This is a genomic window from Roseateles oligotrophus (assembly GCF_025717515.1).
GTDB lineage: Bacteria > Pseudomonadota > Gammaproteobacteria > Burkholderiales > Burkholderiaceae_C > Paucibacter_A > Paucibacter_A oligotrophus.
Genome location: NZ_JAJIRN010000001.1, coordinates 205,292 through 227,281 on the forward strand (window position 1 = coordinate 205,292; position 21,990 = coordinate 227,281).

Sequence of the window (21,990 nt, forward strand, 5' to 3'; positions counted from 1 at the left end):
TTGGGGCAGTTCTAGGCGGTGCTCTCTCAAGCCTTGGCGGCAGCGCCGAGGGCGATCTTCAGCAGATCGGCAACCGTGTTGGCATTCAATTTTTCCATGATGTTGGCGCGGTGCGCTTCCACCGTCTTGATGCTGATGCCGAGGTCATCGGCGATCTGCTTATTGAGGCGGCCGGCGACGATGCGCTCGAGCACTTGCGACTCGCGTGTTGTCAGGCGCTGCAGCAAGGCGTCGCGGCTGGCGGCTTCTTGATGGGTGGAGAACGCGGCGCGGGCCTGCTCGAGCATGCGCTCGACGATGGCGGCCAATTCGTCTTCCTTGAAGGGCTTTTCGATGAAGTCCAACGCGCCTTTTTTCATCGTCTGCACCGCCATCGGCACATCGCCGTGGCCGGTGATGAAGACGACCGGCAGCGGGCTCTTGCGCTCCAGCAAACGGTCTTGCAACTCCAGGCCGCTCATGCCTTCCATGCGGATGTCGGCGATCAAGCAGGCGACTTCGCGCGGGTCGTAGCGGCTCAGGAAAGACTCGGCCGAATCAAAACACTTGACCCGGTAGTCCTTGCCTTCTAGCAGCCATTGCAGCGAGTCGCGTACGGCCTCGTCATCATCGACAACGTAGACATTGCCCTTCTTCGGAATCAGACTCATGGTGTCGGAATTTGGTTTACTACTGCTGAAGCTGTCGGCCCGCTCGGCCCGGCTGCCGCAGTCGGCAGTGTCGGATCAAGGCGGGAGATGTCTACCGGGATGCTGAAGGCGAACCTGCAGCCCACAATAGCTGCGCCATTGTATAAGTTCTCGGCCCTGATTCGCCCCTTGTGCGACTCCACAATAGACCGGCATAACCCTAAGCCGATGCCCAGCCCGTCCGACTTGGTGGAGAAGAAGGCCTCGTACATGCGCGAGATCACTTCCTCGGGCATGCCCGGCCCCATGTCGGTGACGCTGAAGTCGATATGGCCGCCCAACTCGGGCGTGTGCTTGGGCACCACACGCAGCTCGATGTGACGGCGCGAGGCCGGCAGGCCGGCGTTGTCGATCGCCTCGGCCGCGTTCTTCAACAGGTTCATCAAGACCTGTTCGATCAGGATCGGGTCCACCATCAGCTGCGGCAGGCGCTGCGCGACATAGGTGTGGATGGCGACATTGCGGCGCCGCAGCTCGATGCCGGCCAACTCGACCGCATCCTCGACGATGTCATGCGCTTGCGCGGCTTCGCGCTTGGGTTCGCTGCGCTTCACGAAGTTGCGGATGCGGTGAATGATCTGGCCGGCGCGTTGCGCCTGCTTGGCGGTCTTCTCCAGCGCCGCCAGCAGATCGTCCTTTTGGATCGCGTCGTTGCGCACGCGCGAGACCATGCCGTTGCAGTAATTCGTTATCGCGGTCAGCGGCTGGTTCAGCTCATGCGCGACGCTCGATGCCATCTCGCCCATCGTCATCAAGCGGCTGGTCATTTGCGCTTTTTCGGCCTGCAGCGCGGCCTGCTCTTCGGCGCGCCGGCGCGTCGTGATGTCGGTGGCAATCAGCATTTGCGCCAGGCGGCCGTCGGTCCACTGCAGATAGCGCGTGCGAACGTCAAACCACATCTCCAGCGACTCGACAAACACCTCTCGCGGATCGGCGCCCGCATCGGTCAAATGCTGGGGCGGCAGCCCCGAATAATCATCGACTTCTTCGTCCGCATCGGGCCCGGTGCTGCGGCCCAGTTGGCTGCCCGACAGCAGCGCATGGCCGGCCGGGTCGGCACCGAACCAGAGCCGATAGCTGCGGTTGGCGAACAGCAACTCGCCCTGCTGCACCGACAGCACCGACACCGCTGCGTCCAGCCCTTCGAGCACGGTGGTGAAACGTTCGTGCGAGGCCGAGAGCTGGTCGCGCACCCGCTTGGCCTCGGTGATATTGGTCATCGAGGTCATCCAGCCGGTCTGCTTGCCCTTGGTGTCGACCAGCGGCGACACATACATGCGGCCATCAAAGGTGCTGCCGTCCTTGCGCAGCATCTTCACCTCGACGCCGCCGGCCGGGCTGCGGCCATGGATTTCTTGTTGCAGCAGGCGGGCGTTTTCTTCCAGGCGGTCCGGCGGCCAGAACGGGAAGGGCGGCTTGCGCCCTATCAGCTCGGCCTCCGAGAAGCCCGTCATCGCGCAAAACGCCGGGTTGACGTAGGAGATGCGCGACTCCATGTCCAGCGCCCGCATGCCGGTCAACATCGAGTTCTCCATCGCGCGGCGGAAGTTGGTTTCAGAGGTCAGCGCGGTCTGGATTTGCAGTCGCCTTCGCATATGCCGCCAGGTGCCCAGCAGCATCCAGACGGTCAGGGTGGACAGCGCCACCACCATCCAGAACAAGGTGTTGCTGATCAGGCCGATCGAGGTGCGGTAGCCCTCGCCGCGCAGGACCAGGCCGTTCATGGCCGGGGCGAGCGGCGCCTCATGCAGGATGGAGGCGCGCTTGCTGCGTTTGCCCGGCATCTGCGTGACCGAGCTGGCGACGATCTTGTCGCCGTCGTCCAGCACGGCCATGCTGTGGCGGGATGACACCTCGGTCGGCACGTAATAGCGCAGCAAGGCCTCGACCGAGTATTCCGCGATCAAGACACCGGAGAAGCCGCTGCGATCAATCAAGGGCACTTGTACTTGGAAGACCGGCGTGCCGTTGTAGTCGCTGAAGACCTGCGAATAGACCGGCTGACGCCGCTCCTTGGCGTTCTGAAAGGCCGACTCAGGCGGATTCGATTGATTGGCCACCGGCATCGACGGGTCATTGCCATCGGAGCGCATCAAGCTGTCATCTTGAAAGCCGGCGCCGCTGACGCTGGCACGCGTTTCGCGCCTGGCGTTGATCCAGGTCACATGGGTCACCTCGGGGCGCTCGCGCGCAAAGCCCTTGGCCTGGGCACTGAAGTCATGGGTGTCGACTGCCCGCGTCACGATCTCGCGCGCAATGCGCATCAACTGTTCCTGGTTCTCGATCAGGCGCAGACGGATTTGCTGCTGGGCGATTTCGGTGTCGCGCTTGACGGCCTCAGACTCGCGCTCGATTTCCTCGTTCCGCAAATACCAGAAGGCCAGGATGATGGCGGTCAGGAATAACAACACCGAGACCAAGGGTCCCAAAGTGGCGAAGCGGTCTTGACGGGCCGGAGACTGGCGGCGCCACCAACCGGTGGCCACGCGTTGCAAGGGAAGCAGCAGTCTGCGTTTGGCGGATTTGAGGTCGAATGCATTGGGCATGGCGGCAATTATCCGGGCATCGGCCGCAGCGATGACCGAACGCCGTCATCAAGTTCGTCATGGCCTAATTGCTTAGTGAATTTCATTATGTGAAACTGTCTCGCACGATTTGAGAGTGAGCGAAAGTTGTGCGACACTCCGCTGCGATGTATTCGATGTAAACCTCTAAATCAATTGGTCCGCAGCCTCTTCTTTCATGTTGGAGGCCGGCCCGAATCACTCAGACGGAGAACTCAGCCCATGTCCGCCCAGCCCCAGTCATTTTTTGGCGCCCTAGCCAACGACACCGATGCGATGGAAACCAAGGAGTGGTTGGACGCGCTGTCCGCCGTGATTGGTGAGGAGGGCGGCGAGCGCGCGCACTTCTTGTTGAATCAGCTGATCGACCATGCCCGCCAAGCCGGCATCGATGTGCCGTTCTCGGCCACCACGCCTTATGTGAACACCATTCCCGCCGACCAGGAAGCGCGCTGCCCCGGCAATATCGAGATCGAAAAGCGCCTGCGCGCCTATATGCGCTGGAACGCGATGGCGATGGTGGTGCGGGCGAACCGCCTGAACCCGGAAGATGGCGGCGACTTGGGCGGCCATATCGGCTCCTTCGCCTCGCTGGCCTCGATGTTGGGCGCCGGTTTCAATCATTTCTGGCGTGCCGAGAGTGAGAATCACGGCGGCGACCTGCTCTACATCCAGGGCCATAGCGCGCCCGGCATCTATGCCCGCGCCTTCCTCGAAGGCCGCCTGAGCGAAGAGCAGTTGGACAGCTTCCGCCAGGAAGTCGACGGCAAGGGCCTGTCCAGCTATCCGCACCCCAAGCTGATGCCCGAGTTCTGGCAGTTCCCGACCGTCTCGATGGGTCTGGGCCCCTTGATGGCGATCTACCAAGCGCGTTTCCTGAAATATCTGCATGCCCGCGGCATTGCCGATACGGCCAACCGCAAGGTCTGGGCCTTTATGGGCGACGGCGAGATGGACGAGCCGGAATCGCTCGGCGCCATCGGCCTGGCCGCACGCGAAGGCCTGAACAATCTGGTCTTCGTCATCAACTGCAATCTGCAGCGCCTGGACGGCCCGGTGCGCGGCAATGGCAAGATCATCCAGGAGCTCGAAGGCGAGTTCCGCGGCAGCGGCTGGAATGTGATCAAGCTGGTCTGGGGCAAGGGCTGGGACGAGCTGCTGGCGCGCGACAAGAGCGGCAAGCTCAAGCAGCTGATGATGGAAACGGTCGACGGCGACTACCAGGCGATGAAGGCCAATGACGGCGCCTTTGTGCGCAAGAACTTCTTCGGCAAATACCCCGAGACCGCCAAGCTGGTCGAGCATATGAGCGACGACGAGATCTTCGATCTGCGCCGCGGTGGCCACCAGCCCGAGAAGGTGTTTGCCGCCTTCCATGCCGCCCACAACAATGTTTCGAACCAGCCGACGCTGCTGCTGATCAAGACCGTCAAGGGCTACGGCATGGGCAAGGCCGGCGAGGGCAAGAACACGGTCCACCAGACCAAAAAACTGACCGACGAAGACATCAAGTACATCCGCGACCGCTTCGCCATCCCGATTCCGGACAGCGAACTGCCCAAGCTGCCTTACTACAAGCCGGCCGAAGACACGCCCGAGATGCGCTATCTGCACGAGCGCCGCCAGGCCCTCGGCGGCTACTTGCCGCAGCGCCGCGTCAAGGCCGAAGAGAGCTTCACCGTGCCCTCGCTGGATACCTTCAAGGCCGTGTTGGAGCCGACCGCCGAAGGCCGCGAGATCTCGACGACTCAAGCCTATGTGCGCTTCCTGACCCAGTTGCTGCGTGACAAGGAACTGGGCCCGCGCGTCGTGCCGATTCTGGTCGACGAGGCGCGCACCTTCGGTATGGAAGGCCTGTTCCGCCAGATCGGTATCTACAACCCCGCAGGTCAGAACTACACCCCGGTCGACAAGGACCAGGTGATGTATTACCGCGAGGCCAAGGATGGCCAGATCCTGCAAGAAGGCATCAACGAAGCCGGCGGCATGGCCAGCTGGATCGCCGCGGCGACGAGCTACTCGACCAATAACCGGGTGATGATCCCGTTCTACGTCTACTACTCGATGTTCGGCTTCCAGCGCATTGGCGATCTGGCCTGGGCGGCCGGCGATATGCAAGCGCGCGGCTTCTTGCTGGGCGGCACCTCGGGGCGCACGACGCTGAATGGCGAAGGCCTGCAGCATGAAGACGGCCACAGCCATATCTTGGCCAGCACCATCCCGAACTGCATCAGCTATGACCCGAGCTTCGCGCATGAGGTCGGCGTGATTCTGCACAGCGGCCTGAAGCGCATGGTCGAGCAGCAGGAGAACGTGTATTTCTACATCACGCTGCTGAACGAGAACTACGCGATGCCGGGCCTGAAGGCCGGCACCGAAGAGCAGATTCTGAAGGGCATGTATTTGCTGGAAGAAGCCGCTGACAAGCCACTGACGGTCAATCTGCTCGGCTCCGGCACCATCCTGCGCGAAAGCCAGGCCGCCAAGGCCTTGCTGGAAGCCGACTGGGGCGTGGGCGCCCATGTCTGGAGCTGCCCAAGCTTCAACGAGTTGGCCCGCGAAGGCCAGGACACCGAGCGTTGGAACCTCCTGCACCCGACCGAGGCGCAGCGAGTCAGCTTTGTCGGCGAGCAGCTCAGCCAGACCAGTGGCCCGGTGATCGCCTCGACCGACTATATGAAGAACTTTGCCGAGCAGATCCGGGCTTATGTGCCGGCGGGGCGCTCCTACAAGGTGCTGGGCACCGACGGTTTTGGCCGTTCGGACTTCAGAGCCAAGCTGCGCGAGCATTTCGAGATCAACCGGCATTACATCGTTGTGGCCGCTTTGAACTCGCTGGCCGATGAAGGCAAGTTGCCCAAGGCCAAGGTGGCCGAGGCGATTGCCAAGTACGGCATCAAAGCCGACAAGATCAACCCGCTTTACGCATAAGCGCAGCGAATTTGACGGACTTGCGTGGCAGACCGCCCGAGCGTAGCGAGTAGCTCTGTCACCAACTAGCTAGGAAAAAACATGGCATTGGTAGAAGTCAAGGTTCCCGATATTGGGGACGTCAAGGATGTGGCCGTCATCGAGTTGATGGTCAAGGTGGGCGATACGGTCGCGCTGGAGCAAAGCCTGATCACCGTCGAGAGCGATAAAGCCTCGATGGAGATCCCCAGTTCGGCGGCCGGCGTCGTCAAGGAGATCAAGATCGCCATCGGCGACAAGGTCAATGAAGGCAGCTTGGTGCTTTTGCTGGAGACTGCCGGAGAAGCGGCAGCACCAGCCCCGGCTGCAGCCGCTGCACCGGTCGCCGCGCCCGTGGTAGCCGCCGTGCCTGCTGCTGCCCCCGCAGCCAGCTCGCTGGTCGAGGTCTTCGTGCCCGATATCGGCGACTTCGAGTCGGTCGCGGTGATCGAAGTGTTTGTGAAAGTCGGCGACACCATCAAGGTCGAGCAAAGCCTGATCACCGTCGAGAGCGACAAGGCCTCGATGGAGATTCCTTCCTCGCATGCCGGCGTGATCAAGGAGTTGAAGGTCAAGCTCGGCGACAAGGTCGCCAAGGGCTCCTTGCTGGCGATCGTGGAAGTGAAGGGCGGCGCTGTTGCAGCACCGGCTGCCGCTCCCGCTGCCCCGGTGGCAGCCGCGCCTGCCGTTGCCGTCGCTGCACCCGTTGCCGCCGCTGCAGCCGTAGTGACTGCCGCTGTGGCCGCGCATGAGCCGACCGTTTTCAACACCAAGCTGCCCCACGCGTCCCCCAGCATTCGCCGTCAAGCGCGCGAGTTAGGCGTGCCGCTGGCCGAGGTCAAGGGCAGTGGCCCGCATGGCCGTATCCAGGAGATCGATTTACAAGGCTTTGTGAAGTCGGTGATGGCCGGTGCGGTGCAGACGCTGGCGCAAAAAGCGTCCGCACCAGCCGCGTCGGCAGCAGCCACGGGTGGCGCCTTCCCCGGCCTGCTGGCCTGGCCCAAGGTGGATTTCGAGAAGTTCGGCGCGGTCGAGCGCAAAGACATGTCGCGCATCAAGAAGATCAGCGGCGCCAATCTGCATCGCAACTGGGTCGTGATCCCGCATGTCACCAACCATGACGATGCCGACATCACCGAGCTCGAAGCCTTCCGCGTCTCGACGAACAAGGAAAACGAGAAGAACCCGGCGGCCGTCAAGGTGACGATGCTGGCCTTCATGATCAAGGCGGCGGTGGCGGCCTTGAAGAAGTTCCCCGAGTTCAATGCCTCGCTGGACGGTGATCAGCTGGTGCTGAAGAGCTATTACCACATCGGTTTTGCGGCCGACACGCCGAATGGCCTGGTCGTGCCGGTGATCAAGGATGCCGACAAGAAGGGCATCTTCCAGATCAGCCAGGAGATGGGCGAGCTGGCCAAGAAGGCGCGCGACGGCAAGCTGGGCCCGGCCGAGATGAGCGGCGGCTGCTTCACGATCTCGTCGCTGGGCGGCATCGGTGGGCGCTACTTCACCCCTATCATCAATGCGCCCGAAGTGGCCATCATGGGTGTGTGCAAGAGCCAGATCGAGCCGAAATGGGACGGCAAGGCCTTCCAGCCGCGCCTGATGTTGCCGCTGAGCCTGAGCTGGGATCACCGCGTCATCGACGGCGCGGCTGCGGCTCGCTTCAATGTTTACTTTGCATCCTTGCTGGCGGACTTCCGTCGCATCGTTCTCTGATCGGAGCTGAACATGGCATTGATAAACGTAACGGTACCTGACATCGGTGACGTCAAGGATGTGGCCGTCATTGAGCTGCTGGTCAAGCCCGGCGACCAGGTGGCACTTGAGCAAAGCCTGATCACGGTCGAAAGCGACAAGGCCTCGATGGAGATCCCTTCATCGCATGCCGGCGTGGTTAAAGAAATCAAGGTTTCGCTCGGCGACAAGGTCAATCAGGGCACTTTGGTGCTGACGCTGGAGAGCGCCGATGCTGCGGCTGCGGCTCCTGCCGCCCCGGCAGCACCTGCCCCCGCTGCTGCGCCTGTGGTCGCCCCGACTGCCGCCGCAGCCTACGCCGGCAGCGCCGACCTCAGCTGTGATTTGCTGGTGCTGGGCGCCGGCCCCGGTGGCTATTCGGCCGCCTTCCGTGCGGCCGATCTGGGTTTAAAGGTCATTGTGGTTGAGCGTTATGCCCAACTCGGTGGCGTCTGCCTGAATGTCGGCTGCATCCCGTCCAAGGCGCTGCTGCATGTGGCGGCGGTGATGGACGAGGTCTCGCATCTGGGTGATCTGGGCGTTGACTTCGGCGCGCCGATGGTCAATGTCGACAAGCTGCGTGGCCACAAGGAAAAGGTCATTAGTAAACTGACCGGCGGCCTGGCCGCGATGGCCAAGATGCGCAAGGTCACGGTCGTGCGCGGCTATGGTTCCTTCATCGACGCGCACCATGTCGAGGTCGAAGAAACCAGCGGCGGCGCGCAGGACAAGACCGGCGCCAAGAAGACCATCCACTTCAGCCAAGCCATCATCGCGGCCGGCTCGCAAGCGGTGCGCCTGCCTTTCCTGCCTCAAGACGAGCGCATTGTTGACTCGACCGGGGCGCTTGAATTGAAGGGCACGCCGAAGAAGATGCTGATCATCGGCGGCGGCATCATCGGCCTGGAAATGGGCACCGTCTACTCGACGCTGGGCGCCCGCCTGGACGTGGTCGAGATGCTCGACGGCCTGATGCAAGGCGCCGACCGGGACCTCGTCAAGGTCTGGCAAAAGCTCAATGCCAAGCGCTTCGACAACATCATGTTGAAGACCAAGACGGTGGGTGCCGAGGCGACGCCCGATGGCATCAAGGTGCAGTTCGAGACGCTGGACGGGGTCAAGAGTGAAGGCCTGTACGACCTGGTCTTGCAAGCCGTGGGCCGCACGCCCAACGGCAAGAAGGTTGCGGCCGAGAAGGCCGGCGTCGCCGTCACCGATCGCGGCTTCATCAATGTCGATGTGCAGATGCGCACCAATGTGCCGCATATCTTCGCCATCGGCGACGTGGTCGGCCAGCCGATGTTGGCGCACAAGGCGGTGCACGAGGCCCATGTCGCGGCCGAAGTGGCGGCCGGCGTGCAGCTAGGGGACGCCAACTTGGCCAAGAGCCAGTTCGACGCCCGCGTGATCCCGAGCGTGGCCTATACCGACCCCGAAGTGGCTTGGGTCGGCCTGACCGAAGACCAGGCCAAGGCCCAAGGCATCAAGGTCAAGAAGGGCCTGTTCCCGTGGACGGCGTCGGGCCGCGCGATTGCCAATGGCCGCGATGAAGGCTTCACCAAGTTGCTGTTCGACGATTCGCCGGAAGCGCACGGCCACGGCAAGATCCTCGGCGGCGGTATCGTCGGCACCCATGCCGGCGACATGATCGGCGAGATCGCCTTGGCGATCGAGATGGGCGCGAATGCGGTGGACATCGGCAAGACGATCCACCCGCACCCGACGCTGGGCGAGAGCATCGGCATGGCTGCGGAAGTGGCGCATGGGTCTTGTACGGATCTGCCGCCGACGCGGAAGTAGACGTTCAGTTCTCCCCCTTGAAGGCCCGGCTCGGCAACGATCCGGGCCTTTTGCTTTATTGCTGGTTTGTCGGATTTTCTTTGCTGGAGTGGTTGCTCCGCCACCACCGAGCCGGGAGTTCGCCCCGGCAGGCGACCTTCTTTCTTGTTCGAACAAGAAAGAAGGCAAAGAAATCACCCCTGTGAAACCGCCCGCCGCTGCGCGTCGGGTTCCCTGCGATATTGGGGTAGAGGCCAACACAGGGGAAAACCCAGCCCATGTCCACAAGCACTGGTGGCATGCTCGCCGCTCCGCTACCCTGGCGGGCTTTGAAATCCTCAAGTCAATCTGACTGAATCCCTTTGTCAGGAACAAGCCCCATGAAATTACTGCTTCTCAGCGCCGCCTGCCTGCTCAGCCTCGCGGCACAAGCGCAAACAACAGCGCCTTTGCCTCCCGAGTTCGCCGATTGGGACGCATTTGTCGCCGAACAGCTGGCGCTGTGGAAGGTGCCCGGCCTGTCTATTTCTATCGTCAAAGACGGCAAGGTTGTGCTCGCGCGCGGCTACGGCTTTCGCGATATCGAGAAGAAGCTGCCGATGACCGAGCACACGCTGCAGCCGATTGCCAGCACCACCAAGAGCTTCACCGTCGCTGCCTTGGCCACGCTGGTGCGTGACGGCAAGATCAAGTGGGACGAGCCGGTGCGCGAGTATCTGCCCGACTTCCGCCTGCACAGCGATTACGCCACCCAGACCGTCACCGTGCGCGATCTGGTCACCCATCGCAGCGGCCTGCCTCGCCACGATGCCGTTTGGTTCAACAGCCAACTCAGCCGCGAAGACCTGTTCAAGCGCGTGCGCCATTTCGAACTCAGCGCCGAGCCGCGCGCCCGCTTTCAGTACAACAACCTGATGTATATGACGGCGGGTTACCTGGGCGGCAAGGTCGCCGGCAGCAGTTGGGAAGCGCTGGTCAGCGACAAGGTGCTCAAGCCGCTGGACATGAACGCCATCAATTTCAGCATCAAGGATCTGCTCAAGTCGCCGGACCATGGCAGCGGCTACACCTTGGACAATGAGGAGCGGCCACAGGCCAAGCCCTACACGCACATCGATGCGATGGGGCCGACCGGATCCTTGAACTCCAACGCCCGGGACATGGCCAATTACTTGCTGATGCTGACCGCCGATGGCAGCTACAAAGGCAAGACCTTGATCACCTCGGGCGATTTGCGCGCGATGACCTCGGGCCAGATGACCCTGCCTGACTCGCGCCTGTGGCCCGAGCGCAATAGCCCGCAATACGGCATGGGCTGGTTTGTCAGCAATTACCGCGGTGTGACCTTGGTCGATCATGGCGGCAATATGCCCGGTGCGGCGACGACCCTGGGCTTTGTGCCGGGGCGCAATATCGGCGTCTACGCGACCGTCAACGTCGGCACCAGCGCGATGCGCGATGTGATCCTCTATGCCGCCATTGACAGGCTGCTGGGCATGCCGCCAGTGGATTGGACGGCGCGCCTGCATGGCAACTACCTGAAGGCCCAAGCCGCCGAGAAGGCGGCCGAGACGCAGCAAATCAACACCGGCAAACCCGGCACCAAGCCCGCGCTCGAATTGGCCGAATATCAGGGCGAGTATGAGCATCCGGGTTACGGCGTTCTGACCATTGCCGGCGCCGGCGCGGGGGCGCAGGGCCTGGCACTGCAATACAACGACATGAAGGCGGCGCTGCCCCATTGGCATTACGAGGTCTTTCAGACGCCGAAAGACAAGCTCTCTGAGCTGAGCGAGGTGCGTGTGCAGTTTCTCTCCAACTTTGAAGGAGATGTGGAGAAGCTGCGCGTCGAGCTGGAGCCGGCCGTCAAGGCGATCGAGTTCAAGCGTTTACCCGATCGGCATTTCAAGGACCAGGCCTATCTGGCCAAGTTCGCCGGCGTCTATGCGATCGGCAGCAATGAGATGACGGTCACGCTGCGCCCGGATGGTGTGCTGACCCTGGGCGGTCGGGCCGGCGCGCCGTCGGAGCTGCTGGGTCTGCGCGGCAGTCGTTTCGAGGTCAAGGGCCGCAACGGCTTCAGTGTCGAGTTCTTGCCCGATGCCAGCGGGCGCTACAGCCAACTGGCATTGCGCCAAAGCGGCAGCGCCACGATTGCGCAGCGCAAGGACTGAGCCAGGCCAGGCAAAACGGGCGGGGCAAGTGAAGACGCCGCAGAGGGGCAACTCCCGCCCAAGGCAGGTCAGCGGCGCCACGCCCTGGCCCAGGCCCAGGCCTTGCGCCACCGCCTCATGCACGCCTTCGCGGCCGCCCATCTACGGGCCAAGCGGGGCCAACTATTGATCAATATCGGGCGCGGTTCGGTGGTGGATGAGGCGGCGGTGCTGTCGGCGCTGGAGTCAGGTCAGTTGGGTGCTTATGCGGCGGATGTGTTTGAGTGCGAAGACTGGGCGCTTGCCGACCGGCCGCAGCAGATTTCAAACGCCTTGCTGGCGCGCAGCGACACCCTGTTCACGCCGCATCTGGGCTCGGCGGTGAGCCTTGTGCGCCAGGCCATTGAGCACCGTGCCGCCGACAACATCCTCGCCGCTCTGCGCGGCGAGTTGCCTCCGGACGCCATCAACCGGCCCGCGCGCGCGGCGGCCTGAGGCCGCAGCGCCCTCATGCTGCCCGGCAAGACCTGACCTTGCCAGGCGTGACCCTGCCAGAGGGGGGCGGTGACGGGCCAGAAATTGCAATCTGGTCACGATTCAGCTCGGCTGTTGCGATTCAATGAGCCATCGCAAGCAGACCGGAGCCAGCATGAAATCTCTTCCCATCAAACCCTTGCGCCGGTCGGCGCGCGCTGGGCATGGCTGCGCCGCCGCAATGCTGCTCTTGTTGACCGCTTGCGGTGGCGGTGGTGGTGACGCGGGAGGCAACGCGCCCAGCACCCCGAGTGCCGCCAATGCCGCCAGCAGCTCGGCGCCGCTGAGCAGCGCATTGAGCGCTCAAAAGCTCAGTGCCGCAGTGCCTGAGACCTACCGCGGCCCCCTGTCGATGCCGCAGGACCAGATTGCGCAGACGGCACAAGGCCTGCCGGCCGCGCCGGGGCGAACCTATCTGAAGGTGACGGTCACCTATGCCGGCTCCAGCACGCCTAGCCTGCTCTGGCTCGGGCCCTGGCGGGCCGAGGGGCGGCCGCCCCGCATTCAGGTTCCCGTCGCGGTTCAAAAGGTCGCTTACGAGTTGTACAACAGCGCTGGTTCGGTCAGCGCCACCTGGAGCCTGCCATGAAGACCCCATTCATTCCTGCGACCTTCTGGAACAGCCTGGGTCGGCGCCTTTTCTGCCTGCTCTGCCTGCTTTGGGGAGGGCTTGCGGCGGCCCAGGTCAGTTCGGTGCGTCTGTCGGATGTGATCGCCGCCAATGGCCGCGGTAGCATCAACTTGCTGCGGGCCTCGGGCAATGCGGCCATCACGGTGGCCCAACTCGAGCAGTTGCGGCTGGATCACCGCGATTACTCGACCGGCAGCCAGCGGAATTTCTTGAGCCTCGGCGTCGATATCAATGAGAACAACAAGGGCCTGGAGAACTCGTCGGCCCAGGGCGTCACACTGGCCAAGGTCAGCTTGACGGTGACTTGGCCCAATGAGACGCGGGTCTACACCGACTACCGCAGCGCCACCCAGGCCCTGCTGGCCAAAGCCGGCAGCCAGCAGCGATCTCAGTACTACACCCTGCTGGGCGAAGGGGGCTCCAGCCGTATCACCGGGTCCAACGATGTGCAGCAGCATTTCGACAGCACGCTGGATATCTTTGTGCCCGATAGCCTGCTGGGTGCCAGCTCGGCGGTCTTGTCGATCGAGTTGCTGGCGGTCAACAAGGCGCTGAATGAGCCCGAAAATTTCTATGACTTCTCTGGCGGCTTTGAAGATCTGGCGCTGTTGAATCGGACGGACTCGCTGTTCCTCAACACCACCCTGGTGGAGAGCAGCGACTTCCGCGCCAGCGCGCCTGCGGTGGAGACCGTCGAGGGCATCGTCTCCAACGACAGCGCTTCGGTCACATCTCCATCGGCCTGGAGCTACTACCCTTCGGCGAGCGATTGGTATTACGTGGCCTATGAGGACAACTATCCCGATCGCGGCGACTATGACTTCAACGATGCGGTGGTGGCCTTTCGCTACAAGCTGGGCCTGGACTTCTCCGGCCTAGTGATGCGCATCGAGGCCGAGGCCTACCTGCTGGCCGATGGGGCCCAATACCAGCTCGATTGGAACTTCCGCCTGCCCGTGCCCGGATCCGGCGTGATCAACTGTCAGCGCAAATTGCCGGGCGCTGCAGGCAGCGCCCCCTGCAGTGCCAGTTTGAGCGGGGGCATGCTGCAGGCGCAGGCCTTTGGTTCGATCGACAACAGCGGCACGGCCTTCGGCATCGTCAGTGGCTGGAACGTCAATACCCAATGCGGCATTGCGCCGAAACAAGCCCCGCATATGAGGCTCTCGGTGCAGCTGGAGCAGGCGCTGGACCCGGCGAGCATTGGCGCGGCCACGCCCTATCTGCTGGTCCAGCACAGCGGCCGGGTGATCGACCCGCTGCTGCGCGATGCGAACGGCTACCCCTATGCCTTGATGTTGCCGCCGAATTGGCGCCATGCCTGCGAAGAGACCGACCTGGGGCTGGCCTATCCGCGCCTGCGCAACTACCTGAGCTCGGGCGGCCAGACCGACCTTGATTGGTTTCTGTACCCCGACAGTGGCAAGGTGTTCGACCTGGGGGCATGGGCCTGGGATGGCTAGCCTGTTTTGGCAAGCTTGGCGGCAATCATTCAACCTTGCCACTGCCTCAGCCGCGCCAGCTCCCGCTCCCGCTCCATCGTGACGCCGCGCAAGTCCTGACCCAGCAGATAGAAGTGATACATGAGCCCCAGAAACAACAAAGCCCAGAGGGTTAGTCTGGGCTAAGTGCTTGTTTTTATTGGTGCCGGAGAGATGAATCGAACACCCGACCTTCTCATTACGAATGAGCTGCTCTACCGACTGAGCTACACCGGCATCAAGCCTATGATTCTAGCTTTATTTTTTGCCAGCCTCGAGATGATAGGCGGTGACGCGCTCAACTTCCTTCTTCGAACCCAGCACAACGGCGACGCGTTCGTGCAGCTGTGTTGGCTGCAAGTCCATGATGCGTTGGCGAGCGTTGGTGGCGGCTCCACCGGCTTGCTCAACCAGGAAGGCCATCGGGTTGGCCTCATACATCAGCCGCAATTTGCCGGCCTTGTTGGGCTCGCGCTTGTCCCAGGGGTAGAGGAACACACCACCACGGGTCAGGATGCGGTGCACATCGGCCACCATCGAGGCGATCCAGCGCATATTGAAATCCTTGCCGCGCGGGCCCGTGCTGCCGGCCAGGGCTTCGTCGATGTAACGGCTTACCGGGGCGTCCCAGTGGCGCATATTCGACATATTGATGGCGAACTCTTTGGTGTCCTCGGGGATCTTGACGCCCTCGCTGGTCAGCACAAAGGAGCCTTGCTCGCGGTCGAGCGTGAACATCGCCACCCCTTGGCCGAAGGTCAAGACCAGCGTGGTCTGCGGGCCGTAGACGCAGTAGCCGGCTGCCGCTTGCGCGGTGCCGGGCTGCAAGAAGTCGTCTTCCGACACGCCCTTGCCGCCCTCGGCCTTCTTCAAGACCGAGAAGATCGTGCCGATCGAGACATTGACGTCGATATTGGATGAGCCGTCCAGCGGGTCGAACATCAGCAGGTATTCGCCCTGCGGGTAACGGTTGGGCACGACGTGAATGCCTTCCATTTCCTCGGAGGCCATCGCCGCCAGATGGCCGCCCCATTCGTTTGCCTCGATCAAGACCTCGTTGGCGATGATGTCGAGCTTCTTCTGGATCTCGCCCTGCACGTTCTCGCTGCCGGCCGTGCCCAGCACCTCGCCCAAGGCGCCCTTGGTGACGCTGATGGAGATGCGCTTGCAGGCGCGCGCCACCACCTCGATCAGGAGCCGTAGCTCCTGCGGGATCTGGCCATGTTCGCGCTGCTGTTCGATCAGGTATTGGGTCAGGCTGATGCGTCGGGTCATGATGAGGACATTCAGAGTTAGGGTGCAGAAAGCTGTTTAAGCGGCAGTGACCGAGGCCAGCGCGCGGCTGATGACTTCGCGCACATCATTGGACAAATCGGCCTTGGCGGCGACGCGACGGATCGCTTCGAGCGCGGCGCTCCGATAAGGCGTGGCCAAGGTGGTCCAGCGGTCCATCACGCGGGCCAGACGGCTGGCGATTTGCGGGTTGATGGCGTCCAGCGCCAAGACCTGCTCGGCCCAGAAAACATAACCTGCAGCATCGGCGCGGTGGAAGGCCGCCGGGTTGTACATGCAGAGCGAGAACAGCAGGCTGCGCGCACGGTTCGGGTTCTTCAATGTGAAGTCGGCATGCTTGGTCAATTGCTTGACGCGAGCAAATGTCTTGCCGTCCTGCTCCGGCACGCGGCCTTGCAAGGCAAACCATTTGTCTACCACCAAGGGGTCATCCTTGAACAGTTCGTGGAAACGATCCAAGGCGCTGTCGGCCAACTCGGCATGGGCATTGACCAAGGCCGCCAGGGCGCCCAGGCGGTCGGTCATATTGCCGGCATCCTTGAAGCGCTGATAGGCGCGGCCAGGCCAGACGCTGTCTTGCGCGCGGGGCGCCTCCAGCACCAGCATGCTCAGGGCCAGATTGGCGAGCGCGCGCTTGCCGCTGGAGACCGGGTCCGGCGTGTAGCCGCCCATGACTTGATTGGCCTCGAAGGCCGCGATCCAGTCCTCACGCAAGGCGGCGGCCATTTGCTTCTGCGCGGACTCGACCACCGCATGAATGGCTTGCGGGTCGACGATCTCGACCTGCTCGGCGATATAGCCTTCGCCCGGCAAGGTCAGCGCCAATTCCTTGAAAGCGGCGTCCAACTGCGGATGGCGCAGCACCGCGCGCATCGCGCCGAGATAGGCGTCATCGAGTTGCAGCGCTGCGCCGCTGCGCAGCGCCGCGAGGATGCGGTTCAGGCTCAGGCGTTGGCCGGCTTCCCAGCGGTTGAAGGCGTCGCTGTCATGCTGCAAGAGCACCAGCAGTTCGGCATCGCTCAAGCCGTCATCCAGAATCACCGGCGCGGAGAAACCGCGCAGCAGCGAAGGCACGGGTGCGCAGGCGACATTGATGAAGACAAAGCTCTGCTCGGGCTGCTCCAGCACCAGCACATGCTCGGCGCCGATTGCTGCGGCCTCGCCCTGCAAATGCAGCGTCAAGGCCTGACCCTCGTGACTGAGCAGGCCCATCGCGACCGGGATCACCTGCGGCAATTTGTCGGGCTGGCCCGGCGTGGCGGGTGAATGTTGACTCAGCGTCAGCGTGTAGCTCTGGGCGGCCGCGTCGTAGGCTCCGCGCGCTTGCACATGAGGCGTGCCGGCTTGCGAGTACCAGCGCTTGAAGGCGTCCAGTCGGGTCGTTAGGGCCGAGCCGGGGTTGGCGTCGGCAATCGCGGCGGCGAAGTCATCGCAGGTGACGGCCTGGCCGTCATGGCGCTCGAAATACAGCTTCAAACCGGCCTCGAAACCGGCGCGTCCGACCAGGGTCTGGTACATGCGCACGACTTCGGAGCCCTTCTCGTAGATCGTGGTGGTGTAGAAGTTGTTGATCTCGACGTAGCTGTCCGGGCGCACCGGATGGGCCATCGCGCCGGAGTCCTCGGGGAATTGCGCGCTGCGCAGATTGCGCACGTCCTGGATGCGGCAGACCGCGCGGGCGGAGGCGCCGCCGGCCATGTCCATGCTGAATTCCTGGTCGCGGAAGACGGTCAGGCCTTCTTTCAGCGAGAGCTGGAACCAGTCGCGGCAGGTGACCCGGTTGCCGGTCCAGTTATGGAAATATTCATGCGCGACGATCGACTCGATGCGGCCGAAGTCGGCGTCGGTGGCGGTGGCCGGCGAGGCCAGCAGCGCCGAGGTGTTGAAGATGTTCAGCCCCTTGTTTTCCATCGCGCCCATATTGAAGTCGGACACGCCGACGATCATGAAGCGCTCCAGGTCAAGCGGCAAATTGAAGCGCGCTTCGTCCCATACGATGGAGGCGATCAGCGAGTTCATCGCGTGTTCGGTCTTCTCCAGATCACCGCGGCGCACATAGACCTGCAGCAAATGATCCTTGCCGGCGCGGGTGCGTACGCGCTGCTCGCGCGCCACCAGGTCGCCCGCCACCAGCGCGAACAGATAGCTCGGCTTCGGGAACGGGTCATGCCATTTGGCGAAGTGGCGGCCGTTCGGCAGCTCGCCGCTTTCGAGCAGATTGCCGTTCGACAGCAGCACCGGATACTTGGCCTTGTCGGCGCGCAGCAGCACGGTGTAGACGGCCATCACGTCGGGGCGGTCGAGGAAATAGGTGATGCGGCGAAAGCCTTCGGCCTCACATTGCGTGAAGAAGCTGCCGCCCGAGGTGTAGAGACCGTTCAGCGTGGTGTTCTTGTCGGGCGCGCAGGTGTTGCGCAGCTCGAGCGCGAAGTCGGCGTCCGGCGCGTTGTCGATCACCAGCTCATTGCCGTCCTGACGGAAGGACACGCTCTCGCCGTTGATCAGCACGCGCAGCACATTCAGCGCTTCGCCGTGCAGCCGCAGCGGGCCGTGGGCGACGGCGCTATTGCGCTCCAGCGCCATCTTGGCGGTGACCAGGGTCTTGGCCGGGTCCAGATCAAAGGTCAGGTCAACGGTGCGGATCCAGAACGCGGGAGCTTGATAGTCTTCGCGGCGAATCAGAGTGGCAGTGCCTTCACGCATGGCGGGCATCCTTGGGTGGTATTCGAAAAAAACTCCGCTCGAAGGAGACGGAGTCGGAGTGACTTGATGACGCTTTGGGGCGATTCAGTCGCCTTTAGACGCCTTGCTTCAAGCTGGCGGAGATGAAGAGGTCGAGGTCGCCGTCCAGAACCTTCTGGGTGGCCGATGTTTCGACGTTGGTGCGCAGATCCTTGATGCGGCTCTGGTCCAGCACATAACTGCGAATCTGATGGCCCCAGCCCACATCGGTCTTGGTGTCTTCGAGTTTTTGCTGCTCTTCCATGCGCTTGCGCATTTCGAAGTCATACAGGCGCGAGCGCAGGCGCTTCCAGGCCACATCGCGGTTGCCATGCTGGCTGCGGCCGTCTTGGCACTGCACCACGATGCCGGTCGGAATGTGGGTCAGACGCACTGCCGAGTCGGTCTTGTTGATGTGCTGACCGCCGGCGCCCGAGGCGCGGAAGGTGTCGGTGCGCACATCGGCCGGGTTGATGTCGATCTCGATCGAATCATCCACTTCCGGGTAGACAAACAGCGAGGCAAAGCTGGTGTGGCGCCCGCCGGCCGAGTCGAAGGGACTCTTGCGCACCAGTCGGTGCACGCCGGTTTCGGTTCTCAACAATCCGAAAGCGTATTCGCCCTCGACCTTGATGGTGGCGCTCTTGATGCCGGCCACATCGCCGCTGGACTCGTCTTCCAGCGTAGTCTTGAAACCCTTGCGTTCGCAGTACTTCAGGTATTGGCGCAAGAGCATGCCGGCCCAGTCGCAGGCCTCGGTGCCGCCGGCGCCGGCCTGGATGTCGATGAAGCAGTTGCTCGGGTCTTCGGGCTTGTTGAACATGCGCCGGAATTCCATCTGTTCGACGATCTCGTTCAGCTTGGCGGCGTCGCCCTCGATGGCGAGCAGACCGTCAAAGTCGTCCTCGGCCTTGCTCATCTCGTACAACTCGCTGTTGTCGGCGAGGTTGCTGTCGAGGTGGTTGATGGTCTCGACCACGTTCTCCAGTGTGCGCTTTTCCTTGCCCAGCTCCTGGGCGCGCTTGGGCTCGTTCCAGACGCTGGGGTTTTCGAGTGCAGCGTTGACTTCGTTCAGGCGCAGTGATTTGCGGTCGTAGTCAAAGATACCCCCTTAGCGCGGCGGTCCGCGCTGTCAGATCGGCCAGGGAGGCGCCAATGGCGTTGATGTGTTCGATGTCCATATTCTTTATTCCTTGCGGAGCCGGTCGTGTGCGGATGATGTTTGAGCGCGCTGAAGTGCGGCTGTCCTCGACCGTCCAGAGTCCGCTATTTTCACACGGCCGCGGCAGGTCGCGCCGAGGAGGGTGGAATGAGGGCTTTCAGCCTGTTGCAAGCGGCTTGATTGCGGCACACTCGCGCCGATGTTGATATTCGCTAGCGCCTTGAAGATGTGGGTCGAGATTGCCCTGATGGCTTTGGCCGGCCAGGGCTTGCTGGCTTTGCTGGCGGGGCAGGCACGGGCGCGCAATTCGGTCTACCGACTGCTGCAATGGCTGACTGCGCCGCTGCTGGCGGGCCTGCGACGCTTCGGCCCGGGGTTGGGTGAGCGGCGTTTGCGTTGGCTGCTGGTGGCGCTGCTGCTGTTGTTATGGTTGCTCGCGACGGGGCTGAAGTTGCGTTATTGCCTGATCGTGGGCTTGGCGCAATGCCGGTGAGGTCACCAAATGTTGATCAAGGTTGAGCCAGCTTGGCCAAGCAAGAGGATGAAATGAAAGTTCCCGACAAGACATGGGGCGCGCCGGCGCAGGTCGCCGCTGACGCCTTTTATTGGCAGCGTAGCCGTCGCCTGAGCTTCGGTCTATTGCTGATTTGGGCGCTGGTCACGTTTGGCGGCACCTTCTATGCTCGCGAACTGAACTTCAGCTTCTTTGGCTGGCCCTTCAGTTTTTGGCTGGCCGCGCAGGGCGCTGTGTTGCTCTATTGCGTTTTGATCGCCTATTACGCCCACGCCATGCGCAAGCTCGATGACGCCCACCGGGCTCAAGCCAAGAAAGCCTCGATCGAGGCGGCCAGCGCTTCCGGTTGATCGTGATGCAGCATATGTCCGGCGTCGGCGAGCACCTCACGCTGCACATTCGGCACCACGGCCAGTCGGCTCTCGAAGTCGCTGCGCGGGTAACGCGAGCCCCAGAATTTACTCAGATCGGTGCAAGCACCTTCGACCCATAGCAATGGGGCTTCTATGCGTGCCCAAGTGGCGAGGATTTCGTCCTTGCGGTAGAGCATCGGGTTGGCTCGCTTGTGCGCGGCGTCGGCCAAGATATGCCGGGCTCCGTCCAACTCGCGTGACCAATGCGGCGCCAGCCAAGCGGCCTTGGCCTCGCTCAAGCGCGGGTTGGTCTTCATCAGTCTTGCGGCCACCGCCGCAAGATCGGGGTAGCTTTTCAGCTCTTGCGGCGTCTTCAAGTCATCCAGCCATTTCGTCAGCCGGGCCGGAGCTTGCTCTGCTTGCGTTTGCGGAAGACCAAAGCCCTCCAGATTGATCAAACGGCGCACCCGGCCGGGGCGTACGCCGGCATAACTCATCACCACATTGCCACCCATGCTGTGGCCCAGGAGGTCGACGGGAGCCTCGGGGCTGACGGCGTCCAGCAAGGCGTCGAGGTCGCCCAGATAGTCGGGGAACCAATAGGCGTCGCTGCCGCTGCCGGCGCTCAAGCCAAAGCCGCGCCAGTCGAGAGCGATCACGCGGCGCCCCTGTTCTTGCAAGGCATCGACGACAAACTGGAACGAAGCGCCCACGTCCATCCAGCCGTGCAACATCAGCAATGGCGGCAAATTGGCGTCCAGCTCGTCGTTGCCGCCCCATTGCAAGACATGGTGGCGCAAGCCGCGCAGCAGGGTGAAGCGGCTTTGGTGAGGGCGGCGGGCAAAATAGGTGGGCGCAGTCATGCGGCGAACTGTAGCCCGGCGTCAGAAGGGTTGGCTGTCGGCTTTGTGACAGGGGGAATGATTCGAATCCCAGGCAAAATCGCCGCCATGATTTCATACACCATACGTCCCGCCGAGCCACGCGATGTGCCGGCCATCGTCGGCCTGATTGGCGACTTGGCCGAGTTCGAGCAACTCACCCATATGCTGGCGCTGACCGCCGACAAGCTGGCGCCCTATCTATTCGGCCCCAAGCCGGTGGTCGAGGCCTTGGTCGGTGAGATTGAGGGGGAGGTGGTCGGCTTTGCGCTCTTCTTCACCAACTTCAGCACCTTTTTGGCCAAACCCGGGCTGTATCTCGAGGACTTGTATGTGCGTCACGCGCACCGACGCACGGGCTTGGGCAAGGGCTTGCTGACCCGCTTGGCGCAGATCGCCGTTGATCGCGATTACGGCCGCTTCGAGTGGAGCGTGCTGGAGTGGAACGAAGACGCGATTCGCTTCTACGAAAACATGGGCGCCAGCGTGATGCCCGACTGGCGGATCTGCCGACTCAGTGGGGATGCGCTGAAACGTTTCAAGGCCTGA

The 21,990-nt window shown here is 62.7% G+C and carries 16 protein-coding genes and 1 tRNA gene; 10 read left to right on the forward strand and 7 right to left on the reverse strand.

Translation table 11 applies throughout. The annotated features are described in order from the left end of the window. Window positions 1–26: 26 nt before the first annotated feature. Both LNV07_RS01055 and LNV07_RS01060 read right to left on the reverse strand, forming a co-directional pair. Complete coding sequence (locus tag LNV07_RS01055; RefSeq protein ID WP_263569324.1) at window positions 27–650, reverse strand: response regulator transcription factor; 624 nt, start codon at window positions 648–650, stop codon at window positions 27–29. Further along, entirely contained in the window at window positions 647–3,235 is a 2,589-nt protein-coding gene (locus LNV07_RS01060; protein ID WP_263569325.1) for a PAS domain S-box protein, read from the reverse strand. Before LNV07_RS01060 ends, LNV07_RS01055 begins: the two co-directional genes overlap by 4 nt. A gap of 240 nt (window positions 3,236–3,475) precedes the next feature. On the opposite strand from LNV07_RS01060, the gene aceE reads away from it, so the two are divergent. From aceE to LNV07_RS01095, 7 genes are all read left to right on the forward strand, one after another. Then, on the forward strand, window positions 3,476–6,184 hold the full coding sequence (aceE, locus tag LNV07_RS01065) for a pyruvate dehydrogenase (acetyl-transferring), homodimeric type (protein WP_263569326.1): 2,709 nt from the start codon (window positions 3,476–3,478) through the stop codon (window positions 6,182–6,184). 81 nt (window positions 6,185–6,265) lie between these two features. Continuing rightward, entirely contained in the window at window positions 6,266–7,921 is a 1,656-nt protein-coding gene (aceF, locus tag LNV07_RS01070) for a dihydrolipoyllysine-residue acetyltransferase (protein ID WP_263569327.1), read from the forward strand. A 12-nt stretch (window positions 7,922–7,933) separates the two neighbouring features. Next, window positions 7,934–9,739, forward strand: coding sequence for a dihydrolipoyl dehydrogenase (gene lpdA, locus LNV07_RS01075; RefSeq protein WP_263569328.1), 1,806 nt, complete (start codon window positions 7,934–7,936; stop codon window positions 9,737–9,739). Between the two features lie 359 nt (window positions 9,740–10,098). Continuing rightward, the gene (locus LNV07_RS01080; protein ID WP_263569329.1) at window positions 10,099–11,892 is read left to right on the forward strand and encodes a serine hydrolase; all 1,794 of its coding nucleotides are present in this window, start codon (window positions 10,099–10,101) and stop codon (window positions 11,890–11,892) included. 117 nt (window positions 11,893–12,009) lie between these two features. Continuing rightward, window positions 12,010–12,366: an NAD(P)-dependent oxidoreductase gene (locus LNV07_RS01085; protein WP_458296239.1), complete on the forward strand. Its 357-nt coding sequence runs from the start codon at window positions 12,010–12,012 to the stop codon at window positions 12,364–12,366. 154 nt (window positions 12,367–12,520) lie between these two features. Next, window positions 12,521–12,994, forward strand: a complete 474-nt coding sequence (locus tag LNV07_RS01090; protein WP_263569331.1) for a hypothetical protein — start codon at window positions 12,521–12,523, stop codon at window positions 12,992–12,994. Next, on the forward strand, window positions 12,991–14,499 hold the full coding sequence (locus tag LNV07_RS01095) for an LruC domain-containing protein (protein ID WP_263569332.1): 1,509 nt from the start codon (window positions 12,991–12,993) through the stop codon (window positions 14,497–14,499). Before LNV07_RS01090 ends, LNV07_RS01095 begins: the two co-directional genes overlap by 4 nt. A 179-nt stretch (window positions 14,500–14,678) precedes the next feature. Here the strand turns inward: LNV07_RS01095 and LNV07_RS01100 are convergent. The 4 genes from LNV07_RS01100 to prfB form a co-directional block, all read right to left on the reverse strand. After that, window positions 14,679–14,754, reverse strand: a tRNA-Thr gene (locus LNV07_RS01100). Between the two features lie 21 nt (window positions 14,755–14,775). Next, complete coding sequence (locus LNV07_RS01105) at window positions 14,776–15,792, reverse strand: class 1 fructose-bisphosphatase (protein ID WP_263569333.1); 1,017 nt, start codon at window positions 15,790–15,792, stop codon at window positions 14,776–14,778. A 36-nt stretch (window positions 15,793–15,828) separates the two neighbouring features. After that, entirely contained in the window at window positions 15,829–18,513 is a 2,685-nt protein-coding gene (gene pepN, locus LNV07_RS01110) for an aminopeptidase N (protein WP_263569334.1), read from the reverse strand. A 94-nt stretch (window positions 18,514–18,607) separates the two neighbouring features. Continuing rightward, a protein-coding gene (prfB, locus tag LNV07_RS01115) for a peptide chain release factor 2 (RefSeq protein ID WP_263569335.1) occupies window positions 18,608–19,712 on the reverse strand; the annotation gives its coding sequence in 2 pieces (ribosomal slippage) (window positions 18,608–19,630 and window positions 19,632–19,712; 1,104 coding nt in all). Window positions 19,713–19,892: 180 nt separating this feature from the next. Between prfB and LNV07_RS01120 the strand changes: the two genes are divergently transcribed. Together LNV07_RS01120 and LNV07_RS01125 are read left to right on the forward strand one after the other, a co-directional pair. Continuing rightward, window positions 19,893–20,186, forward strand: coding sequence for a YggT family protein (locus LNV07_RS01120; protein WP_263569336.1), 294 nt, complete (start codon window positions 19,893–19,895; stop codon window positions 20,184–20,186). 53 nt (window positions 20,187–20,239) lie between these two features. Beyond that, the gene (locus LNV07_RS01125; RefSeq protein WP_263569337.1) at window positions 20,240–20,557 is read left to right on the forward strand and encodes a DUF4212 domain-containing protein; all 318 of its coding nucleotides are present in this window, start codon (window positions 20,240–20,242) and stop codon (window positions 20,555–20,557) included. Here LNV07_RS01125 and LNV07_RS01130 read toward each other — a convergent pair. Continuing rightward, the gene (locus LNV07_RS01130) at window positions 20,512–21,423 is read right to left on the reverse strand and encodes an alpha/beta fold hydrolase (protein ID WP_263569338.1); all 912 of its coding nucleotides are present in this window, start codon (window positions 21,421–21,423) and stop codon (window positions 20,512–20,514) included. The two genes, LNV07_RS01125 and LNV07_RS01130, sit on opposite strands and share 46 nt — an antisense overlap. Window positions 21,424–21,510: 87 nt before the next feature. Here LNV07_RS01130 and LNV07_RS01135 point away from each other — a divergent pair, with 87 nt between their 5' ends. Next, the gene (locus LNV07_RS01135; RefSeq protein ID WP_263569339.1) at window positions 21,511–21,990 is read left to right on the forward strand and encodes a GNAT family N-acetyltransferase; all 480 of its coding nucleotides are present in this window, start codon (window positions 21,511–21,513) and stop codon (window positions 21,988–21,990) included.